Below are 16,356 nucleotides of genomic sequence, written 5' to 3'. Positions count from 1 at the left end.
CCAAGGAGGTCACCGCATGGCCACAGCCACGGCGGAACCACAAGTCACGACCGCTCAGCCGAGCGGGCACAAGGCCAAGAAGAACGCGCTGAGCGACGGCCAGGGCCGGCTCGCCTGGATCCTCCTGGCTCCCACCCTGCTCGTGATCCTCGTGGTGGCCGGCATCCCGGTCGTCATGTCGATCCGCGAGTCCTTCTTCCAGACCAACAACGGCGTCGACCCGGTCACGGGCATGGTCGCCGGCGGCGAGAAGTTCGTCGGTCTCGGCAACTTCACGTCCATCTTCGCCGGCACGAACCCGGTGCAGGGCTCCTTCGGGACCCACGACCGCTTCGTCAACGCCTTCCTCAACACCACGGCGATCACCATCGTCTGCGTCATCCTGGAGACGATCCTGGGCGTCGCGATGGCGCTGATCATGTCCAAGGCGTTCAAGGGACGCGGCCTCGTCCGCGCGGGCATCCTCGTCCCGTGGGCCATCCCCACCATCGTCTCGGCGCTGATGTGGAAGCTCATCTTCGACGCCGACGGCGTCATGAACCGGATCATCGGCAGCCAGGTCCTCTGGACCGCCGACACCGGCGCCTCCTTCTGGGCCGTCGTCATCGCCGACACCTGGAAGACCGCACCGTTCATCGGGCTGCTGACCCTCGCGGGTCTGCAGACCATCCCCGCCGAGGTCTACGAGGCGGCCAAGGTCGACGGCGCCACGACGTGGCAGCAGTTCGTCCGGATCACGCTGCCGCTGGTCAAGCCGACGCTGGTCGTCGCGGTGCTCTTCCGCACCCTCGACACTCTGCGGATGTTCGACCTGCCCGCCGGCATGATCGGCTTCGGCAAGTACCGCACCGAGACCGTGTCCGTCTTCTCCTACCTGGAGGCGACCCAGACCCGGTACGGCCCGGCCGCGGCGTACGCGATCGTGCTGTTCGTCTACGTGCTGCTGATCGCCTTCCTCTTCGTGAAGGTCCTCGGGGCCGACGTCATCGGCGACACCGGAATGCCCAAGAAGAAGAAGGGCAAGGACAAGAGCGCTGCCGGCAAGGGCGGGGACGCAGCCGCGCCCGGCCTCGAGATGATGGGAGGGGCGCACTGATGGCCACCACCACCACGCCTCCGCCGACGCAGAGCCACCTGACCTCCGACGAGGTCGCCGCGCTGGCGCGGGAGAAGCCGAGCGGCAAGGCGCGGGTCGGCATGATCGCGTCCTACGTCGGCATGGGGCTCATCGTCCTGTACTGCATCCTGCCGTTCTACTGGATGATCGTCTCCGCGCTGCGTGACCCGAGCCAGGGCCGCAGCACGCAGTTCATCCCCAACCCGGTGTCGGTGCAGAACTTCACCGGCGTCTTCTCGGGGCAGAACAACTTCGGCCGGTCGCTGATCAACTCGCTGATCGTCTCGGGCACGACCACCGTCCTCACCCTGCTGTTCGGGATCGTCGCCGCGTACGCGCTGGCCCGCCTGACCTTCAAGGGCAAGGGCGGCGTCCTCTGGGTGATCATGGCCTGCTCGATGTTCCCGATCGTCGTCCTGATCCCGCCGCTGCTGAAGATGTTCTCCTCCACGGAGCCCTTCGAGTGGTTCCCGCGGTGGGTCGACACCTACCAGGCGGTGATCATCCCGGGGCTGAGCTTCGGGCTGCCGCTGGCGGTATGGAACCTGACGGCCTTCTTCAAGCAGCTCCCCGTGGAGCTGGAGCAGGCGGCCATGGTCGACGGCTGCACCCCGGGGGTCGCCTTCCGCAAGGTGATCCTGCCGCTCGCGGCGCCGGGCGTGTTCACAACGGCGATCATCGTGTTCATCGGCTCGTGGAACGAGTACCTCCTGGCCCTGACGTTCCTGCAGGCGCAGGACCGCCAGACCGCCACGGTGGCGATCAGCAAGTTCACCGGGACGACCGGCTTCGACACCCCGTACGGCACGATCATGGCCGCCGGTGTGATCGTGACCGTCCCGCTCCTGGTCGCGGTGCTGCTCTTCCAGCGCCGCATCGTCGCCGGCCTCACCGCGGGCGGCGTCAAGTAGGTCAGCAAGCAGGAAAGAAGCACAGCCCGCAGGCCCGGTCACCGCACGGTGACCGGGCCTGCGGCCTTCCCGAGGAGGTCACGTGCCCACGTTCGCCGGCATCAACCACGTCGCGCTGACGGTGCGAGACCTGGACGTCAGCCAGGACTTCTACTGCGACCTCTTCGACCTGACCATGGTGCTCGACGTCGGCCACGCCCGCGTCTGCCTGCACCGGGGCTCGGGCTTCTCCGTCGCCCTGCTGCGGCCCGAGGGAGCGTCGGGCGACCGGTTCAGCGCGCTGCGGACGGGCCTGGACCACCTCGGTCTGGCCGTCGCGTCCCGCGAGGAGCTCGTGGCCTGGGAGCAGCGGCTGCACGCGGCGGGCGTGCCCTGCGGCCCGATCCAGGACGTCGCGCTCGGCCACCACCTGAACTTCACCGACCCCGACGGCATCGCCCTCGAGCTCCAGGCCCCGAACGACCTCTACCGCGCCGTCCTCGAGGAGCTGCGGACGACGCGGATGTCCGACGACGAGATCCGCGCACGGGCGGCGGCGATGCTGCTGGGGCCGCTGGGCGCGTAGCCGAGGAGTGGCGGAGGGTCGGGGTCGAGCCCGGCCGCCGGCTGCTTGACGGTCGAGCCCTGGGGGTCGGCACCCGAGGCGGGTGTGTCGGAGACACCCGTGCGTGGTGCGTCGCCCTGTCTGCGCCCTACCCGTGGGCCGCCGTCCCTAACGGGTCCGGCCTGCGTCGAGGCATGGTGGGGCCGAGTGTTCCAGGGGGGACGACAAAGCCCCCGCCGTGGCCGTGAGGCCGGACGACGGGGGCTGTCTGGTGCGCCGCGAGGGAATCGAACCCCCAACCCGCTGATTAAGAGTCAGCTGCTCTGCCTGTTGAGCTAGCGGCGCGCGAGGACAGACATTACCAGCGTCCGGGCCCAGACCCCGAATCGGTCCCGGGTCAGGCGCCCGCGAGCACGGCCATGGCGGCGTTCTGCCCGCCCAGGCCGCTCACGGCACCGCCGCGGACGGCCCCGGAACCGCACCGCAGCACGCCCGGGTGCGCCGTCGCCACGCCCCAGGCCTCGGCCGGCGTACGCGGCTCCGTCCCGTCCGCGAGCCAGGGCCAGGCGAGGTCGCCGTGGAAGATGTGGCCGCCCGGCATCCGGAGATCCGCCTCGAGGTCGACGGGGGTGACGACCTCGACGCAGGGTCGGCCCTCGGCGTCGGTCGCCAGGCAGTCCTCGAGCGGTTCGGCGAGCACGGCCTGCAGCGCGCGCAGGGCCGCGTCGCGGGCCCGGTCGCGCATCCCGTCCGGGTCGTCCCGGAACAGCCGAGCGGGCGCGTGCACGCCGAACAGGGTCAGCGTCTGGTGCCCGCCCGCCCGCAGGTCCTCGCCGAGGATCGAGGGGTCGGTGAGGGTGTGGCAGTAGACCTCGCTCGGCAGCGGGTCGGGCAGCACGCCGGCCGCGGCCTCCGCGTACGCCTCGTCGAGACGCGCGTAGCCCTGGCCGAGGTGCAGCGTGCCGGCGAAGGCGGTGGCCGGGTCGACGCCGGACCGGAGCCGGGGGAGACGGCGCAGCAGCAGGTTGACCTTGAGCTGGCTGCCCTCGGGCTCGTCCGCGGGGACCGTGCCTTCGCCGAGCAGGCGGGCCGCGACGGCCGGCGCGCAGCCGAGCAGAACGATCGGGGCGCCGAGACGGGAACCGTCGGCCAGCGTGACCTCGGCGCCGCCGCCGAGGAGCGGCGTGATCCGCGTGACCACCGTTCCGGTCCGCAGGTCCGCGCCGGCGTGCCGGGCCGCGCGGACGAGCTCGTCGGCGACCCGGCCCATGCCGCCGACGGGCACGCGCCACTCGCCCGTGCCGTTGCCGACGAGGTGGTAGAGGAAGCAGCGGTTCTGCACGAGGCTCGCGTCGTCCGCGCGCGCGAAGGTGCCGATCAGGGCGTCCGTGAGCACGACGCCGCGCACGGTGTCGTCGCTGAACGTCCGCTCGAGCACCTCGCCGACCGGGCGCTCGACCAGGTCCCGCCAGACGTCGGCGGGCACGCGGGCCCGCAGGTCCGCGGCCCGGGGGAGCGGCTCGGTCAGGGTCGGGGCCACGACGGCGGCCAGCTCCGCGACGCGGGCGTAGAAGCCCGTCCAGGCCTCGTACGCGGCCGGGTCTCCGGTCAGCGCGGTGAAGGAGCGCCGGGTGGCCTCCTCGCCGTCCCCGACGAGGAGGTCCCCGTACGGGATCGGGGTGTACGAGGCGACGCGGCGTGACCGGAGCTCGAGGTCGAGACCCAGGTCGGCGACGACCTGGTCGGGGAGCAGCGAGACGAGGTAGGAGAACCGCGAGACCCGGGCGTCGACGCCCGGGAAGAGCCGCGCGCCGGCCACCGCGCCGCCGAGCTCGTCGCGCGCCTCCAGAACGACGACGCGGCGTCCGGCCTGCGCGAGGTAGGCCGCGGCGACGAGGGCGTTGTGGCCGCCCCCGACGATCACGACGTCGGGCTCAGCCGTGGTCGGCACCCGGCTACCTCACGGCCGGCCGGTGGCGCTGCACCGCGCGAGCTCGTCCTCGCTCAGCTGCAGGTCGACGGCCCTGGCGGAGTCGGTGATCGACGCGGGTCGCCGCGCCCCGGGGATCGGGATGACGACGTCGCTCAGCGACAGCTCCCAGGCGAGCACCACCTGCTGGGCGCTCACGCCGTGCGCCTCGCCGATCTCGGCGAAGGTGGCGAACTCACGGCCGATGCCGGTCGCGCCGCCGCCGGTGCCGCCCAGCGGGCTCCACGGCAGGAAGGCGATGCCGTGCTCGGCGCACAGGTCGAGCTCGTCCTGGCTGGAGCGGAAGCGCGGCGAGAACTCGTTCTGCACGCTGGCCAGGCCGCCGTCGCCCAGCACCTGGATGGCGACCTCGATCTCCTCGACGTTGGCGTTGGAGATGCCGATCGCCGTGATCAGGCCTTCGTCCTGGAGCGTCTTGAAGTTCTCGATCACCTGGCCGTAGACCATCCACCGGTCGGGCCGGTGCCACTGGTAGAGATCGATCCGGTCCACGCCCAGCGCGCTGAGCGACTTCTCCACCGCGGAGCGGAGGTAGTCGAGGGACCCGTCGCGACGCCGGGTCTCGCCCTCGCCCCGGACGATGCCGCCCTTCGAGCCGATGACGACGTCGTCGGCCGAGCCGCTCCAGGTCCGGACGGCCTCGCCGACGATCCGCTCGTTGTGGCCCATGGTGTCCCAGGTCGGGGCGTACACGTCGGCCGTGTCGATGAAGGTGATCCCCGCGTCGAGGGCGGCCTGCACGGTGGCGACGGCGTCCTCGTGGTCGGGGTAGACGCTGTCGTTGTTCATGGACATCGGCATGGCGCCGAGGCCGATCGCCGAGACGGTGAAGGGGCCGAGCTGTCGGGTCTGCACCGTCGGACCCTACCGAGCGGCCGGCTCGGTACCCGTGCGGCCCAGGGTCAGCGCAGGCCGCGGACCGCGGCCAGTCGCTGGGCGCGCAGCGTCTCGATCTCGGGCCGGGGGAGCGGGGCGAGCTCCTCGCCGAGGGCGAGGGTGAGCAGGTGGTCGGCGAGGGCGGGGTTCCGGGCGAGCACGGGGCCGTGGGGGTAGGTCGCCACGACCGTCCCCGACACCGCACCCTCTGTGCCGTCGTCGGCGTTGCCGATCCCCACCTCGACGTCGGCGAGCGGAGAGGCGTCGGGGCCGAGCCGCGTCCAGCCGCCGTGGTTCTCGAAGCCGGTGAGCAACGACGGCTCACCGTCATGCCCATGCCAGCGGCTGAGGATCTCCCCGACCGCGCGCCGGGGACCGCGGGTGGTGGTGACGTCGAGCAGCCCGAGGCCCTCGATGACCTGGTCCTCCCCGCCCGGCACAGTGGGGTCGCCGACGGTGAACGTCCGCCCCGCGATCTGGTAGCCGGCGCACACCGCGAACACCACCGCGCCGCGGTCGACCGCGCGGTGCAGCCCGCCGTCGGCCTGGAGCGCGCGGACCGCGGACACCTGGGCCGCGTCCTCCCCGCCGCCGAGCAGGTAGACGTGACCGGTGTCGGGCAGCGGCTCGCCCGGCTCCACCACGGTCAGCACCGCGTCGAAGCCGCGCCAGGCGAGCCGGCGCGCCAGCACCGTCGCGTTGCCGCGGTCGCCGTAGATGCCGAGCAGCGACTGGTAGACGAGGACGATCTCGACGCGGGGCCCGTCGACCGGGCCGTACTCCCCGGCCACGTCGACCAGGGCCCCCGGGGTGCTCACAGCCCGCCCAGCTTCCGCAGCCGCTGGAACGGGGTGTAGGTCGCGACGACGTCGACCGGCTCGGGGTGGTCGCGCAGCGCCTCGGCGAGGTCGGGCACGGTCCGGTGCTCGACGCCGGCGTACGTGAGGCGGACGGCGAGGTCGGCGGCGCGCGGCCCGGTCGCGACGACGGAACGCCCGGCCAGCTGCTCGTACTCGACGTCCCACAGCCAGGACACGTCGCGGCCGTCGGCGGCGGCGGAGTCGATGGCCAGCACGACCGTCCCCGAGGTGGCGAGCGGGAGCGCCTCCGCCCAGCCGGCCGGGTTCTTGGCCAGCAGCAGCCGGGCCCGGCTGCCGGAGATCGTCGCCGTGCCGAAGCGGCCGGCGGGCGCGCTCACGGTGCGCATGCCCGCGAGCGCCGTCTCCGGGTCGATGCCGAGCAGGTCGGCGGCGGCGAGGGCGCAGGCGGCGTTCGAGACGTTGAAGCCGCCGGGCACGTTCAGCGCCGGGGTGACGACCGAGGCGTCCGGCAGGACGATCGTGTCGCCGACGACCCGGTAGGTCGCGGTGGGCTGGGCGAGGTCGCAGCGGCTGCAGCGCCAGTGCCCACCGGCCGTGTGGGTGCCGTCCGCCGCCTGCTCGGGCTGCTCGCGCAGCAGCGGCGCGCCGCACTGCGGGCAGAGCGCGGCGTCCTGGGTCCAGGTGGCCGCGGTGTCGACCCAGACCACCTCCCGGGCGGTGCCGACGGCCCAGACGATGAGCGGCTCGGCCGCGTTGGCCACGACCACGGGCCCGTCGTGACCGGCGGTCGCCAGCGCCTCCCGCCAGCTGCGGCCCAGGCCCTTGATCTCGTGGTTCCGGTCGAGCTGGTCGCGGCTGAAGTTCAGCAGCACGAGGACCTCGGGTCGCCCGAGCCGGACGAGGTCGGCGACGACCCGCTCGTCGGTCTCGAGGATCGCCAGGTCGGCGTGCGGGGCCTCGCCGAGGGCGGACGCGATACCCCCGTGCAGGTTGGCGCCGTCGGCGTTGTGCACGAGCCGGCCCGTGTCGGGGCCGAGCGCCTGGCGTACGGCGGCGGCGAGGAAGTGCGTGGTGGTGGTCTTGCCGTTGGTGCCCGACACCATCGCGACCCGCCGGCCGGCCACGAGCTCACCTAGCGCCTGCGGGTCGAGCCGCAGCATCACCTGGCCACGGATCGAGGCGCCGGAGCCGCGGCCCGACATGCGGGAGACCAGCGCGGCCGCGCGCCCGGCCCAGATCGCGCCTCGCAGCCGGGCACGGGCGACCGGCGGGAGGTTCCGTCGGTGCCGTGCGGGAGCGAGGACGTCAGCGCCGATGGTCGGGCTCCCACGGCGAGCGGGGCAGCTGCTGCGTCGGCTCGGTGCCGAGGGGGTCGACCGTCGTGTGCTCCGGCTCCGACGGGTACGACGGGTACGACGGGTAGGACGGGTAGGAGTCGTGCGTCGGCGCGGCGGGCAGGGCGGGCGGCGGGGTCGGCGACCAGGGCTGCGGCTGCACCCACGGCTGCTGTTGCGGCGCCTGGACCCACGGCTGCTGGACCGGCGGCTGGACCTGCTGCTGGCTCGGCCAGGGCTGCTGCGGCGGGCCGTACGTCTGCACGACGACGACCGGTCGCTCGCTCCCGCAGGCCATGACCAGGGCGACGACCCAGCCGACGAGCGTCCAGCCGAGGAAGAGGTTGACCATCGCGGTGGCGGCGACGTTCGACCGGTTGCGCGTGGCGGAGACGGCCCAGGGGAGCAGGTAGAGGCCGGTGAGCGCCGTGAGGACCCAGGCGATGACGACGTGGGCCGTGGAGCACCGGTAGGCGGGGACGAGGACCTGCGTCTGCGGGCCGGTGGCCGGGTAGCCGTACGGCTGCTGGTAGCTCATCTGCAGATCCTGACGGCCAGGCGAACCACCCGCGGGCGGTTCGACGACATGGGGTGAGTGACGGGACTTGAACCCGCGGCCACCTGGACCACAACCAGGTGCTCTACCAACTGAGCTACACCCACCAAGACGTCGCGAGCCCGGCCTGACGGGCGGGTCGCTGCGCAGCGACGAGTGTAGTGGTCCCCGGCCCGGGCGCCGAAATCATTCCGCCGGAGCGTCCTTCGCCGCGTCGTCCCGCGCCTCCGCGTCCGTCCCGGGCGCACCCGTGATGGCGGCCTGGTGCTTGGCGGCGAGCGTGCGCGCGCTGGCCGAGTCGGGTCCTGGCAGCGGCACGAAGACCGCGTCGCGGTAGTAGCGCAGCTCCTCGATCGACTCCTGGACGTCGGCGAGCGCGCGGTGGTTGCCGGTCTTGGCGGGCGCCGCGTAGTAGGCCCGCGGGAACCACCGTCGGGCGAGCTCCTTGACGCTGGAGACGTCCACGTTGCGGTAGTGCACGTACGCCTCGAGCGTCGGCATGCCGACGGCCAGGAACGCCCGGTCCGTGCCGATCGAGTTGCCGGCCAGCGGCACGCGACGCGGCTCGGGGACGAAGGTGCGGATGTAGTCGAGCACCTGCTCCTCGGCGTCGGCCAGGGTCGTGCCGCCGTCGAGCTCGGGCAGCAGCCCGGAGTGCTCGTGCATGGTGCGGACGAAGTCGCCCATGTTGTCGAGCGCCGCTGCGCTGGGCTTGATGATCACGTCGATGCCGTCGCCGAGCACGTTGAGCTGGCCGTCGGTGACGAGCGCCGCCACCTCGACGAGCTCGTCACGCTCGAGGTCGAGGCCGGTCATCTCGCAGTCGACCCAGACGAGGTAGTCCTTCACCGATGTCACTTTAGTGGGCGGTGTCGAGGTGTCCGGTTCGTCGGCGTCGTCCAGGTGCGTGCATCGCCAGGACGACGAGGAAGGGATACCGGGTCGTCTCTCGACCGAGGAGGACGCAGCGAGGTGCGTGCCTGGGCGGCGTCCGATTGCCGGAGACCTCGACACCGTCCGCTCATGAAGTCTCTGGACGGCGGGGGATCCAGCGGGCGAGCCAGGCGACGCCCGTCCAGGTGAGCAGGCCCATCGTGATCGCCGCCGCGGCCAGGGGCGCGACCACCGTGACCCCGCTGACGATCAGCGGCCCCGCGGCGTTGCCGAGGTCGGCGCAGAGCCGCCACCCGCCCAGGAACTGCGTCCGCGACTCCGCCGGCGCCACGTCGGCGCCGAGGGTCATCACCACGCCCGCCGAGATGCCGTTGCCGAGGCCCATCAGCCCGGCGACGGCGGCGATCGCGGGGGTGACGTGCGTGAGGGGCAGCAGCAGGAAGCCCAGCCCCAGGACGACCATCGACGGCACCGCGACGAAGACCCGGCCGTAGCGGTCCATGATCGCGCCGCCCGGATAGAAGAGCAGCATGTCGACCCCGGCCGACACCCCGTAGACCAGGCTGACCGTCGCGGGGGAGAGCCCCTGGGACGCCGCCCAGAGCGGCACGATCGTCTGCCGTGTGGCGCGGGCGGCGGAGATGATCAGCACGCCGGTGCCCAGCGTGAGGAGCGTCCGTCGGTGCTCGCGCAGCACCGACAGGACCGAGGAGTGCGCGACCCCTGTCCCGGCGCGCTCGGTGCGGCGGGTGCGGGTGACGTCCGGCAGGAAGGCGGTCAGCGCGGCCGCCGCGAGGCTCATGCCGGCGGCGAAGGCGTACGCCCGCCCGATCTCGCCGCGCGAGACCAGCGCGGCCCCGACGAAGGGACCGAGGAACAGCCCGACCCGGAACGTCCCCCCGAGCGTCGACAGCGCCCGGGCCCGCATCCGCATGGGGACCGTCTCGGTGAGGTAGGCCTGCCGGGCGAGGCTGAAGACCGCGCCGGCGAGACCGGTGACGAGGATCGCCAGCGCGAGCAGCCAGAGCGAGCGGGCGAGGAACGCGGTGGTGAGGGCGGCGGCGTCCACGACGCAGGCCCCGACGAGGGCCTTCTGCTCGCCGATCCGCGCGGCGAGGGCCCCGGCGGGCAGGTCGCCGAGCAGCTGGCCGATCCCGATCAGCGCGACGACGAACGCGGCGACCCCGACGCTGGCCCCCAGGTCGCGGGCCGACAGCGCCACCAGCGGCAGCGTCGCGCCCTGCCCGATCGACACCAGGATGGTCGGCCCGTACGCGGGGATCGCGATGGACCGCCAGCTGACGGGCTCGGCGGGCTGGCTCACCGGGTCGAACTTACTGAGCCCGACGATGCGTCGGCCCGGGGTTCGGCCCTCGGACGGGTCCGTCGGGGCCCTCCGCCCTTACGATGGAGGTCCAGCGCCTGTAGCTCAACTGGACAGAGCAGCGGGTTTCTACCCCGCCGGTTGGGGGTTCGAGTCCCTCCAGGCGTGCCCCCTCGTGCCCGGGGCCGGCTCCGCTAGGGTTCGGGCCATGCCGACCGTGGAGCTGGCCGACGGACCCACGCTGCGCTACCGCGAGTGGGGGCGCCCCGACGGAGCCGTCCTGCTCCTGCTCCACGGCACCACCTCCGACTCCACCACGTGGAGGCACGTCGCCCCCGGGCTCGGCGAGCACTTCCGGGTGATCGCGCTGGACCTGCGGGGCCGCGCCGACAGCGAGTGGCCGGACGACTACTCGCTGCCGCTCATGGCCGACGACGTCGTGAAGTTCATGGACGCGCTCGGGATCCTCGGCGCGATCCTCGTGGGGCACTCGAGCGGTGCGCTGGTCGCCTTCCTCGTCGCGACCGGCCACCCGGACCGGCTGCGGATGCTGGTGCTGGAGGAGATGCCGCCGCCGGACGCCGTCAAGCCGCCGCTCGAGCTGCCGCTCGGCCCGGACCCCGAGGGCCGCTGGGACTGGAAGGCCGTCATCGCCATCCGGCGCTGGCTGAACGCGCCGCACCCCGACTGGTGGCAGCTGGCCAACGAGCTCCGCGTCCGCACGCTGGTCGTCGGCGGCACGTCCGGACCGTACGACCAGGGCCGGATGCGCGACCTGGCGAACGCGATGCCGGACGCGCGGTTCGTGAGCCTGGACCTCGGGCACACCCCGCACGCGGAACGGCCGAGCGCCTTCCTGCAGGTGGTCCGGCCCTTCCTCGCCCCGCTGGCGAAGTAGCCGCTTCCCGGCCGGTGCGCACCGGTCGCCGCCTATCCTTTCTCCCATGTCCGCCCCGGTCGCCGTGCGTGTCCCGCGCCGCAGCCGGGAGGAGGCCCGCAACGGGCTCCCGGCCGAGGCCGACCTGACCCAGCCCCTGCCGCGACGGCTGCTCCGCTCGCGCATGGCGTGGCTGACGCTGGTCATGGCGATCGCGTACGCGGTGTGCCTGGTCCTGCTCTACCGCCAGGTCGTGCCCGACCAGGAGGTGCCGGGCGGCGTGCTGCCGGGCCTCGGGCGCGAGGCCGTGCCGATCGCGGCGAAGTACGCGGCCATCACCGCGATCCCGCTGTCGCTGCTCTTCCTCTGGGCCGACCGCTTCCGCCCGCAGCGCTTCTGGGTCTGGCTCATGACCTTCGGCTGGGGCGCCTGCGTCGCGACCTACGTCGCCGCCGGCGTGAACACCTGGGCCGCCGGGCACCTGTCGATCATCGGGGACGGCGACCCCGCCACCGGCGCGCGGGCCGCGATCTTCGTGGCCCCGTTCGTCGAGGAGGCGGCCAAGGCGTCCGTGCTCTTCTGGCTCGCGATCCTGATGCGCTACGCCTGGGTCAGCCGGCTCAGCGGCATCGTCCTCGCCGGGCTCTCGGGCGCCGCGTTCGCCTTCGTCGAGAACATCCTCTACTACGGCCGCGCCTACCGGTACGCCGCGCGCACCATCGGCTCGGTCTCCCCGGAGCAGGCGCTCCACCAGACGTTCGTGCTGCGCGGGTTGATCACCTGGTTCGGCCACCCGCTCTTCACCTCGATGACCGGCATCGGCCTGGCCGTGGCGCTGCGCTCGAAGTCGAAGACCGTGCGCGTCGTCGCCCCGCTCGCCGGCTTCCTCGTCGCGGCGCTCCTGCACATGTCGTTCAACACGGCGGCCAGCCTGCTGTCGGGCACCCAGCAGGTGCTCGTGCTGATCTTCGTGGCGATCCCGCTCGTGCTCGGCCTCGTCGGTTTCGTCGTGCGGCAGCTGTTCCGCGAGGGCCGGCTGATCCGGACCCGCCTGGGCGACTACGTCCGCGTCGGCTGGCTCGAGCCCGACGACCCGCAGCCGCTGTCACGTCTGCGCACCCGGACCCGCGCCACCTGGCACGCGCTGTTCGCGGGACCCGCGACGCTCCTCGCCACCGTGCGGCTGCAGCGGACCGTCACCGAGCTCGCCTACCTGCGCGACTCCATGGACCGCGGGCTCGTCGACGCCGCCGGCCAGCGCCGTGAACGGGTCCTGCTCGCCCAGCTGCGCACGCTCCGCCCGCGCGCGGTGATCACGCCCGTCGGGCGCGCCGCGTACCCGTGGCTGCGCCTGCGCCGGGGCGCCGGCCGGCGGGCCGCGGTCCCCGCGTACGCGCCCCCGGCCTTCCCCGGGCCAGCCGGGCTCGGCGGCAGCTTCCCGGCGCCGGGCGCGGCGCCCGGACCCACGGGTGCGTTGGGGCAGACTGCTACCCGTTACTCAGAGGTCGACCCCAGCTGGAAGCCTCCCGGCGAGTAGGAGCAGCGCTAGCCATGGCGGACGTACCGGCGCGGATCCGTACGCCGCTCGAGCTGGCGCTGGTGCGCCTCCAGGCGGTGGTCACGGCGGCCCGGCTGCCGCTCCCGCTGCCCGAGGCGGCGGCGCAGCAGGCGGCGGCCGCGCAGATCGGGTTCCAGCTCGACGACTACGTGCTGCCGCGGCTCGCGTCCATCGACGCCCCCGTCCTGACCGTCGTCGGCGGCTCGACCGGCGCGGGCAAGTCCACCCTCGTGAACTCCCTCGTGCGGCACCGCGTCAGCGAGCCGGGCGTGATCCGGCCGACGACCCGGGCCCCCGTGCTGGTCCACCACCCCGACGACGCCCGCTGGTTCACCGACGACCGGGTCCTGCCGGGGCTCGCACGCTCCACGGGTTCCGGTCGCCGGACGCGTGACCTCGAGCTCGTGGCCCTGGACGCCGTGCCGCGCGGCCTGGCCATCCTGGACGCGCCGGACGTCGACTCCGTGGTCGCGGAGAACCGTCAGCTCGCCGCCCAGCTCCTCGACGCGGCCGACCTGTGGCTGTTCGTCACGTCGGCCGCCCGCTACGCCGACGCCGTCCCGTGGGACTACCTCGTCGCCGCGGCGGCCCGCAGCGCCGCCGTCGCCGTGGTCCTCGACCGGGTGCCGCCGCGCGCGATGCGCGACGTCCCGCCGCACCTCGGCCAGATGATGAGCGAGCGCGGTCTGGCCGACTCGCCGCTGTTCGCCGTGCCCGAGACCGCCGTGGACGCCGACGGCCTGCTCCCCGACGCCGCCGTGGCGCCCATCCGGGGGTGGCTCGGTGCCCTTTCGCAGGACCGCTCGCGCCGGGCCGCGGTGGTCCAGCAGACGCTGGACGGCGCCGTCGGCTCGCTCGTCGACCGGACGCCGGCCATCGCCCTCGCCGCCGACGAGCAGGCCGAGGCGGTCGACCAGCTGCGCGCCGAGGTCGACCGCTCGTACGCCGAGGCCGTCCGCACCGTCGGGGTGCAGACCGAGGACGGCACCCTGCTGCGCGGAGAGGTGCTGGCGCGCTGGCACGACTTCGTGGGGACGGGGGAGTTCTTCCGGTCGCTGGAGTCGAAGGTCGGCTGGCTGCGCGACCGCGTGGTCGCCGCGATCAAGGGCGAGCCTGCGGGAGCTCGCGACCTCAAGGTCGCCGTCGAGTCCGGGCTCGAGTCGCTGCTCGTGCAGGAGGCGGACGCGGCCGCCGAGCGTGCGGAGTCGTCCTGGCAGTCGACCGCGGCCGGGCGGGACGTCCTGGGTCGGACGCCGGCGGACCTCTCGCACAGCTCGCCGGAGCTCCGGCTCCGCGCCGAGCAGATGATCCGCGACTGGCAGGGCGCCGTGCTGAACCTCGTCGCCGACGAGGGGATGAGCAAGCGCTCGCGCGCCCGCTTTCTCGCGTTCGGCGTGAACGGCGTCGGGGTCGCGCTGATGATCCTCGTCTTCGCGCACACGGGCGGCCTGGTGGGCGCCGAGGTCGGTGTCGCCGGCGGCACGGCGATCCTCGCCCAGCGGGTGCTGGAGGCCGTGTTCGGCGACCAGGCGGTCCGCCGGCTCGCCGAGACCGCCAAGGCCGAGCTCGACGCCCGGGTCGAGGCGCTGATGGCCGAGGAGCTGCTGCGCTACCACGTCCTGCTCGACGGGCTGGGCGTCGACGCCGGGCTCGGGCCCGCCCTGCGCGAGGTCGCGTACGCGGTCGACGCGGCCCGTTCTGTCCCGCCCGTCGGCGCCTCGGCCGACGCCCTGCGCGGCCCGGACGCCGTGCCCGCGCTCACCGCGGGACCGCCGCCGCTCGGTCTCGGGACGGGTGACGACGCGGACGACGACGTGGTGGACGCCGAGCTGGTCGAGCCCGACCTCACCCGCGAGCTGCGCTGATGGCCGGGACCCTCGTGACCCGGGGTCGCGGGCTGCTGCAGCGGCGCGACCCGACGACCGCGCTGACCGACCGCGTCCGCGCGCTGCGGGAGGCTGCGGAGGCCTGCGAGGGCCGCGTGTCGACCGAGGTGGTCGACGAGGCGTACCGGGTCGGGCTCCAGGTCGACCGACGGCTCGCGCTGTCGGGCGGCGCCACCGTGGTCGCGCTCGCCGGGGCGACCGGGTCGGGCAAGTCGAGCACCTTCAACGCGCTGACCGGGACCGACCTCGCCACGGTCGGCGTGCGCCGGCCGACCACCTCGTCCACCATGGCCGCGACCTGGGGCGAGGACGCGGGGGAGGAGCTGCTCGACTGGCTGCAGGTCCGCCGCCGCCACGTCGTCGGCGCCTCCGCGGCCGGCGGCCCCGAGCTCGACGGGCTCGTGCTGCTCGACCTGCCGGACCACGACTCCACGGCGGCCGAGCACCGGACCGAGGTCGACCGCCTCGTCGCGCTGGTCGACGTCCTGGTCTGGGTCGTCGACCCGCAGAAGTACGCCGACGGCGCCCTGCACGAGCGCTACCTGCGCCCGTTGGCCGGTCACGCCGCCGTGATGCTCGTGGTGCTCAACCAGATCGACACGCTCGCTCCCGACGCCCGTGCGGCCTGCCTGCGTGACCTGCGCCGGCTGCTCGACTCCGAGGGGCTCGGCGGCGTGGAGGTGCTCGGCGTCTCGGCCACCACCGGCCAGGGCCTCGACACGCTGCTCGCCCGGCTGGGGCGGGTCGTCGCCGGCAAGCGCGCCGCCGCCGCCCGCCTCGCCGCCGACGTGGGCGCGGTCGCGACGCGGCTGGAGTCGGCCTCGGGGACCGACCCGGCGCCCGAGCTCAGCCGCCGTACGGTCCAGACCCTCGACACCCAGCTGGGCGAGGCCGCGGGCGTCCCCGTCGTGACGCAGGCCGTCGACCAGGCCTGGCGGCTGCGCGGCGGGCTCGCCACGGGCTGGCCGGTGCTCGCCTGGGTCGCCAAGTTCAAGCCGGACCCGCTGCGCCGCCTGCGGCTCGGGAGCCGGGGCCGCAAGGAGATCGCGTCGCCGACGTCGACCTCGCGCACCTCGCTGCCGGCCCGGTCCGGCGTGCAGCAGGCGCGGGTCGACACCGCCCTGCGCACGCTCGCCGACGAGGCCTCGGACGGCCTGCGGCGGGGCTGGTCCGACGCGGTCCGCGCGACCACGCGACGTTCGGGGGCGGGGCTGTCCGACGCCCTCGACCGGGCCGTGGCCACCACGGACCTCGACGTCGACCGGCACCGCCGCTGGTGGAACGTCGTCCGGGTCCTGCAGTGGGTCCTCGTCGCGGCGGTCCTCGTCGGCCTGGGCTGGCTCGGCGCGGCGTTCCTGCTGGCGTACCTCCGGCTGCCGCCGCTGCCCGACGTCCTCTGGTGGCGGCTGCCCGCGCCCACCGTCCTCGTGATCGGCGGAGTCGTGGCCGGCCTGGTCGTCGCCGCCCTCGCCCGGATCGGCGTCGTCGTCGGCGCGCACCGCCGAGCCCGGCTCGCCCGCCAACGCCTGCTGGCCTCCGTCGCGAGGGTCAGCGAGGACCAGGTCCTGGTCCCCGTCCGCGCCGAGCTGGCCCGCTACGAGGCCGCACGGTCCGCGATCCTGCGCGCCCGGGGCTGAGGGCGGAAGCACTTCCCGCCGCTTTTCCGAC

General features: G+C 74.0%; 14 protein-coding genes and 3 tRNA genes. 8 read left to right on the top strand and 9 right to left on the bottom strand.

Going from position 1 to position 16,356, the window contains the following annotated elements; all coding sequences use genetic code 11:
• The first annotated feature begins 16 nt into the window (after positions 1-16).
• From ABD665_RS13970 to ABD665_RS13960, 3 genes are all read left to right on the top strand, one after another.
• Complete coding sequence (locus tag ABD665_RS13970) at positions 17-1,096, top strand: ABC transporter permease subunit (protein ID WP_204913256.1); 1,080 nt, start codon at positions 17-19, stop codon at positions 1,094-1,096.
• Positions 1,096-2,028, top strand: a complete 933-nt coding sequence (locus ABD665_RS13965; RefSeq protein WP_425562167.1) for a carbohydrate ABC transporter permease — start codon at positions 1,096-1,098, stop codon at positions 2,026-2,028. Before ABD665_RS13970 ends, ABD665_RS13965 begins: the two co-directional genes overlap by 1 nt.
• Positions 2,029-2,110: 82 nt before the next feature.
• Positions 2,111-2,593 (top strand): VOC family protein, encoded by a 483-nt coding sequence (locus ABD665_RS13960; RefSeq protein ID WP_204913255.1) that lies wholly within the window; start codon positions 2,111-2,113, stop codon positions 2,591-2,593.
• Between the two features lie 248 nt (positions 2,594-2,841).
• On the opposite strand, the gene ABD665_RS13955 is transcribed toward ABD665_RS13960, so the two are convergent.
• The 9 genes from ABD665_RS13955 to ABD665_RS13915 all read right to left on the bottom strand — a co-directional run bounded on the left by ABD665_RS13955 (position 2,842) and on the right by ABD665_RS13915 (position 10,367).
• Positions 2,842-2,917, bottom strand: a tRNA-Lys gene (locus tag ABD665_RS13955).
• A 52-nt stretch (positions 2,918-2,969) separates the two neighbouring features.
• Positions 2,970-4,523, bottom strand: coding sequence for an FAD-dependent oxidoreductase (locus ABD665_RS13950; protein ID WP_204913254.1), 1,554 nt, complete (start codon positions 4,521-4,523; stop codon positions 2,970-2,972).
• Positions 4,524-4,532: 9 nt separating this feature from the next.
• Positions 4,533-5,417, bottom strand: coding sequence for an aldo/keto reductase (locus ABD665_RS13945; protein ID WP_344742459.1), 885 nt, complete (start codon positions 5,415-5,417; stop codon positions 4,533-4,535).
• Positions 5,418-5,464: 47 nt separating this feature from the next.
• Positions 5,465-6,229, bottom strand: a complete 765-nt coding sequence (locus tag ABD665_RS13940) for a glutamine amidotransferase (protein ID WP_204914892.1) — start codon at positions 6,227-6,229, stop codon at positions 5,465-5,467.
• Positions 6,230-6,252: 23 nt separating this feature from the next.
• Positions 6,253-7,416 carry a MurT ligase domain-containing protein gene (locus ABD665_RS13935; protein WP_204914890.1) on the bottom strand — a complete coding sequence of 388 codons (1,164 nt, stop codon included), beginning with the start codon at positions 7,414-7,416 and terminating at the stop codon, positions 6,253-6,255.
• 148 nt (positions 7,417-7,564) lie between these two features.
• A complete protein-coding gene (locus ABD665_RS13930) occupies positions 7,565-8,131 on the bottom strand; it encodes a superinfection immunity protein (protein ID WP_204913253.1) in 567 nt (188 codons plus the stop codon).
• A 49-nt stretch (positions 8,132-8,180) separates the two neighbouring features.
• A tRNA-His gene (locus ABD665_RS13925) sits at positions 8,181-8,256 on the bottom strand.
• 79 nt (positions 8,257-8,335) lie between these two features.
• Complete coding sequence (orn, locus tag ABD665_RS13920) at positions 8,336-8,998, bottom strand: oligoribonuclease (RefSeq protein WP_204913252.1); 663 nt, start codon at positions 8,996-8,998, stop codon at positions 8,336-8,338.
• 172 nt (positions 8,999-9,170) lie between these two features.
• Positions 9,171-10,367 (bottom strand): MFS transporter, encoded by a 1,197-nt coding sequence (locus tag ABD665_RS13915; protein ID WP_204913251.1) that lies wholly within the window; start codon positions 10,365-10,367, stop codon positions 9,171-9,173.
• A 94-nt stretch (positions 10,368-10,461) separates the two neighbouring features.
• Between ABD665_RS13915 and ABD665_RS13910 the strand changes: the two genes are divergently transcribed.
• The 5 genes from ABD665_RS13910 to ABD665_RS13890 all read left to right on the top strand — a co-directional run bounded on the left by ABD665_RS13910 (position 10,462) and on the right by ABD665_RS13890 (position 16,325).
• A tRNA-Arg gene (locus ABD665_RS13910) sits at positions 10,462-10,535 on the top strand.
• A 40-nt stretch (positions 10,536-10,575) separates the two neighbouring features.
• On the top strand, positions 10,576-11,265 hold the full coding sequence (locus ABD665_RS13905) for an alpha/beta fold hydrolase (protein ID WP_204913250.1): 690 nt from the start codon (positions 10,576-10,578) through the stop codon (positions 11,263-11,265).
• 46 nt (positions 11,266-11,311) lie between these two features.
• Positions 11,312-12,781 (top strand): PrsW family glutamic-type intramembrane protease, encoded by a 1,470-nt coding sequence (locus ABD665_RS13900; protein WP_204913249.1) that lies wholly within the window; start codon positions 11,312-11,314, stop codon positions 12,779-12,781.
• Between the two features lie 14 nt (positions 12,782-12,795).
• Positions 12,796-14,667, top strand: a complete 1,872-nt coding sequence (locus tag ABD665_RS13895; protein ID WP_204913248.1) for an ABC transporter — start codon at positions 12,796-12,798, stop codon at positions 14,665-14,667.
• Complete coding sequence (locus ABD665_RS13890) at positions 14,667-16,325, top strand: GTPase (protein ID WP_204913247.1); 1,659 nt, start codon at positions 14,667-14,669, stop codon at positions 16,323-16,325. Before ABD665_RS13895 ends, ABD665_RS13890 begins: the two co-directional genes overlap by 1 nt.
• Positions 16,326-16,356 lie beyond the last annotated feature (31 nt).

The organism is Microlunatus spumicola (assembly GCF_039536445.1).
GTDB classification, from domain to species: domain Bacteria; phylum Actinomycetota; class Actinomycetes; order Propionibacteriales; family Propionibacteriaceae; genus Microlunatus; species Microlunatus spumicola.
This window is presented reverse-complemented; position numbering and strand designations above follow the sequence as displayed.

Bases quoted from the DNA above. Each gene is read 5' to 3' on its own strand.
- ABD665_RS13970 (WP_204913256.1), top strand. From the start codon at position 17: ATGGCCACAGCCACGGCGGAACCACAAGTCACGACCGCTCAGCCGAGC.
- ABD665_RS13965 (WP_425562167.1), top strand. From the start codon at position 1,096: ATGGCCACCACCACCACGCCTCCGCCGACGCAGAGCCACCTGACCTCC.
- ABD665_RS13930 (WP_204913253.1), bottom strand. From the start codon at position 8,131: ATGAGCTACCAGCAGCCGTACGGCTACCCGGCCACCGGCCCGCAGACG.
- ABD665_RS13905 (WP_204913250.1), top strand. From the start codon at position 10,576: ATGCCGACCGTGGAGCTGGCCGACGGACCCACGCTGCGCTACCGCGAG.
- ABD665_RS13900 (WP_204913249.1), top strand. From the start codon at position 11,312: ATGTCCGCCCCGGTCGCCGTGCGTGTCCCGCGCCGCAGCCGGGAGGAG.
- ABD665_RS13895 (WP_204913248.1), top strand. From the start codon at position 12,796: ATGGCGGACGTACCGGCGCGGATCCGTACGCCGCTCGAGCTGGCGCTG.
- ABD665_RS13890 (WP_204913247.1), top strand. From the start codon at position 14,667: ATGGCCGGGACCCTCGTGACCCGGGGTCGCGGGCTGCTGCAGCGGCGC.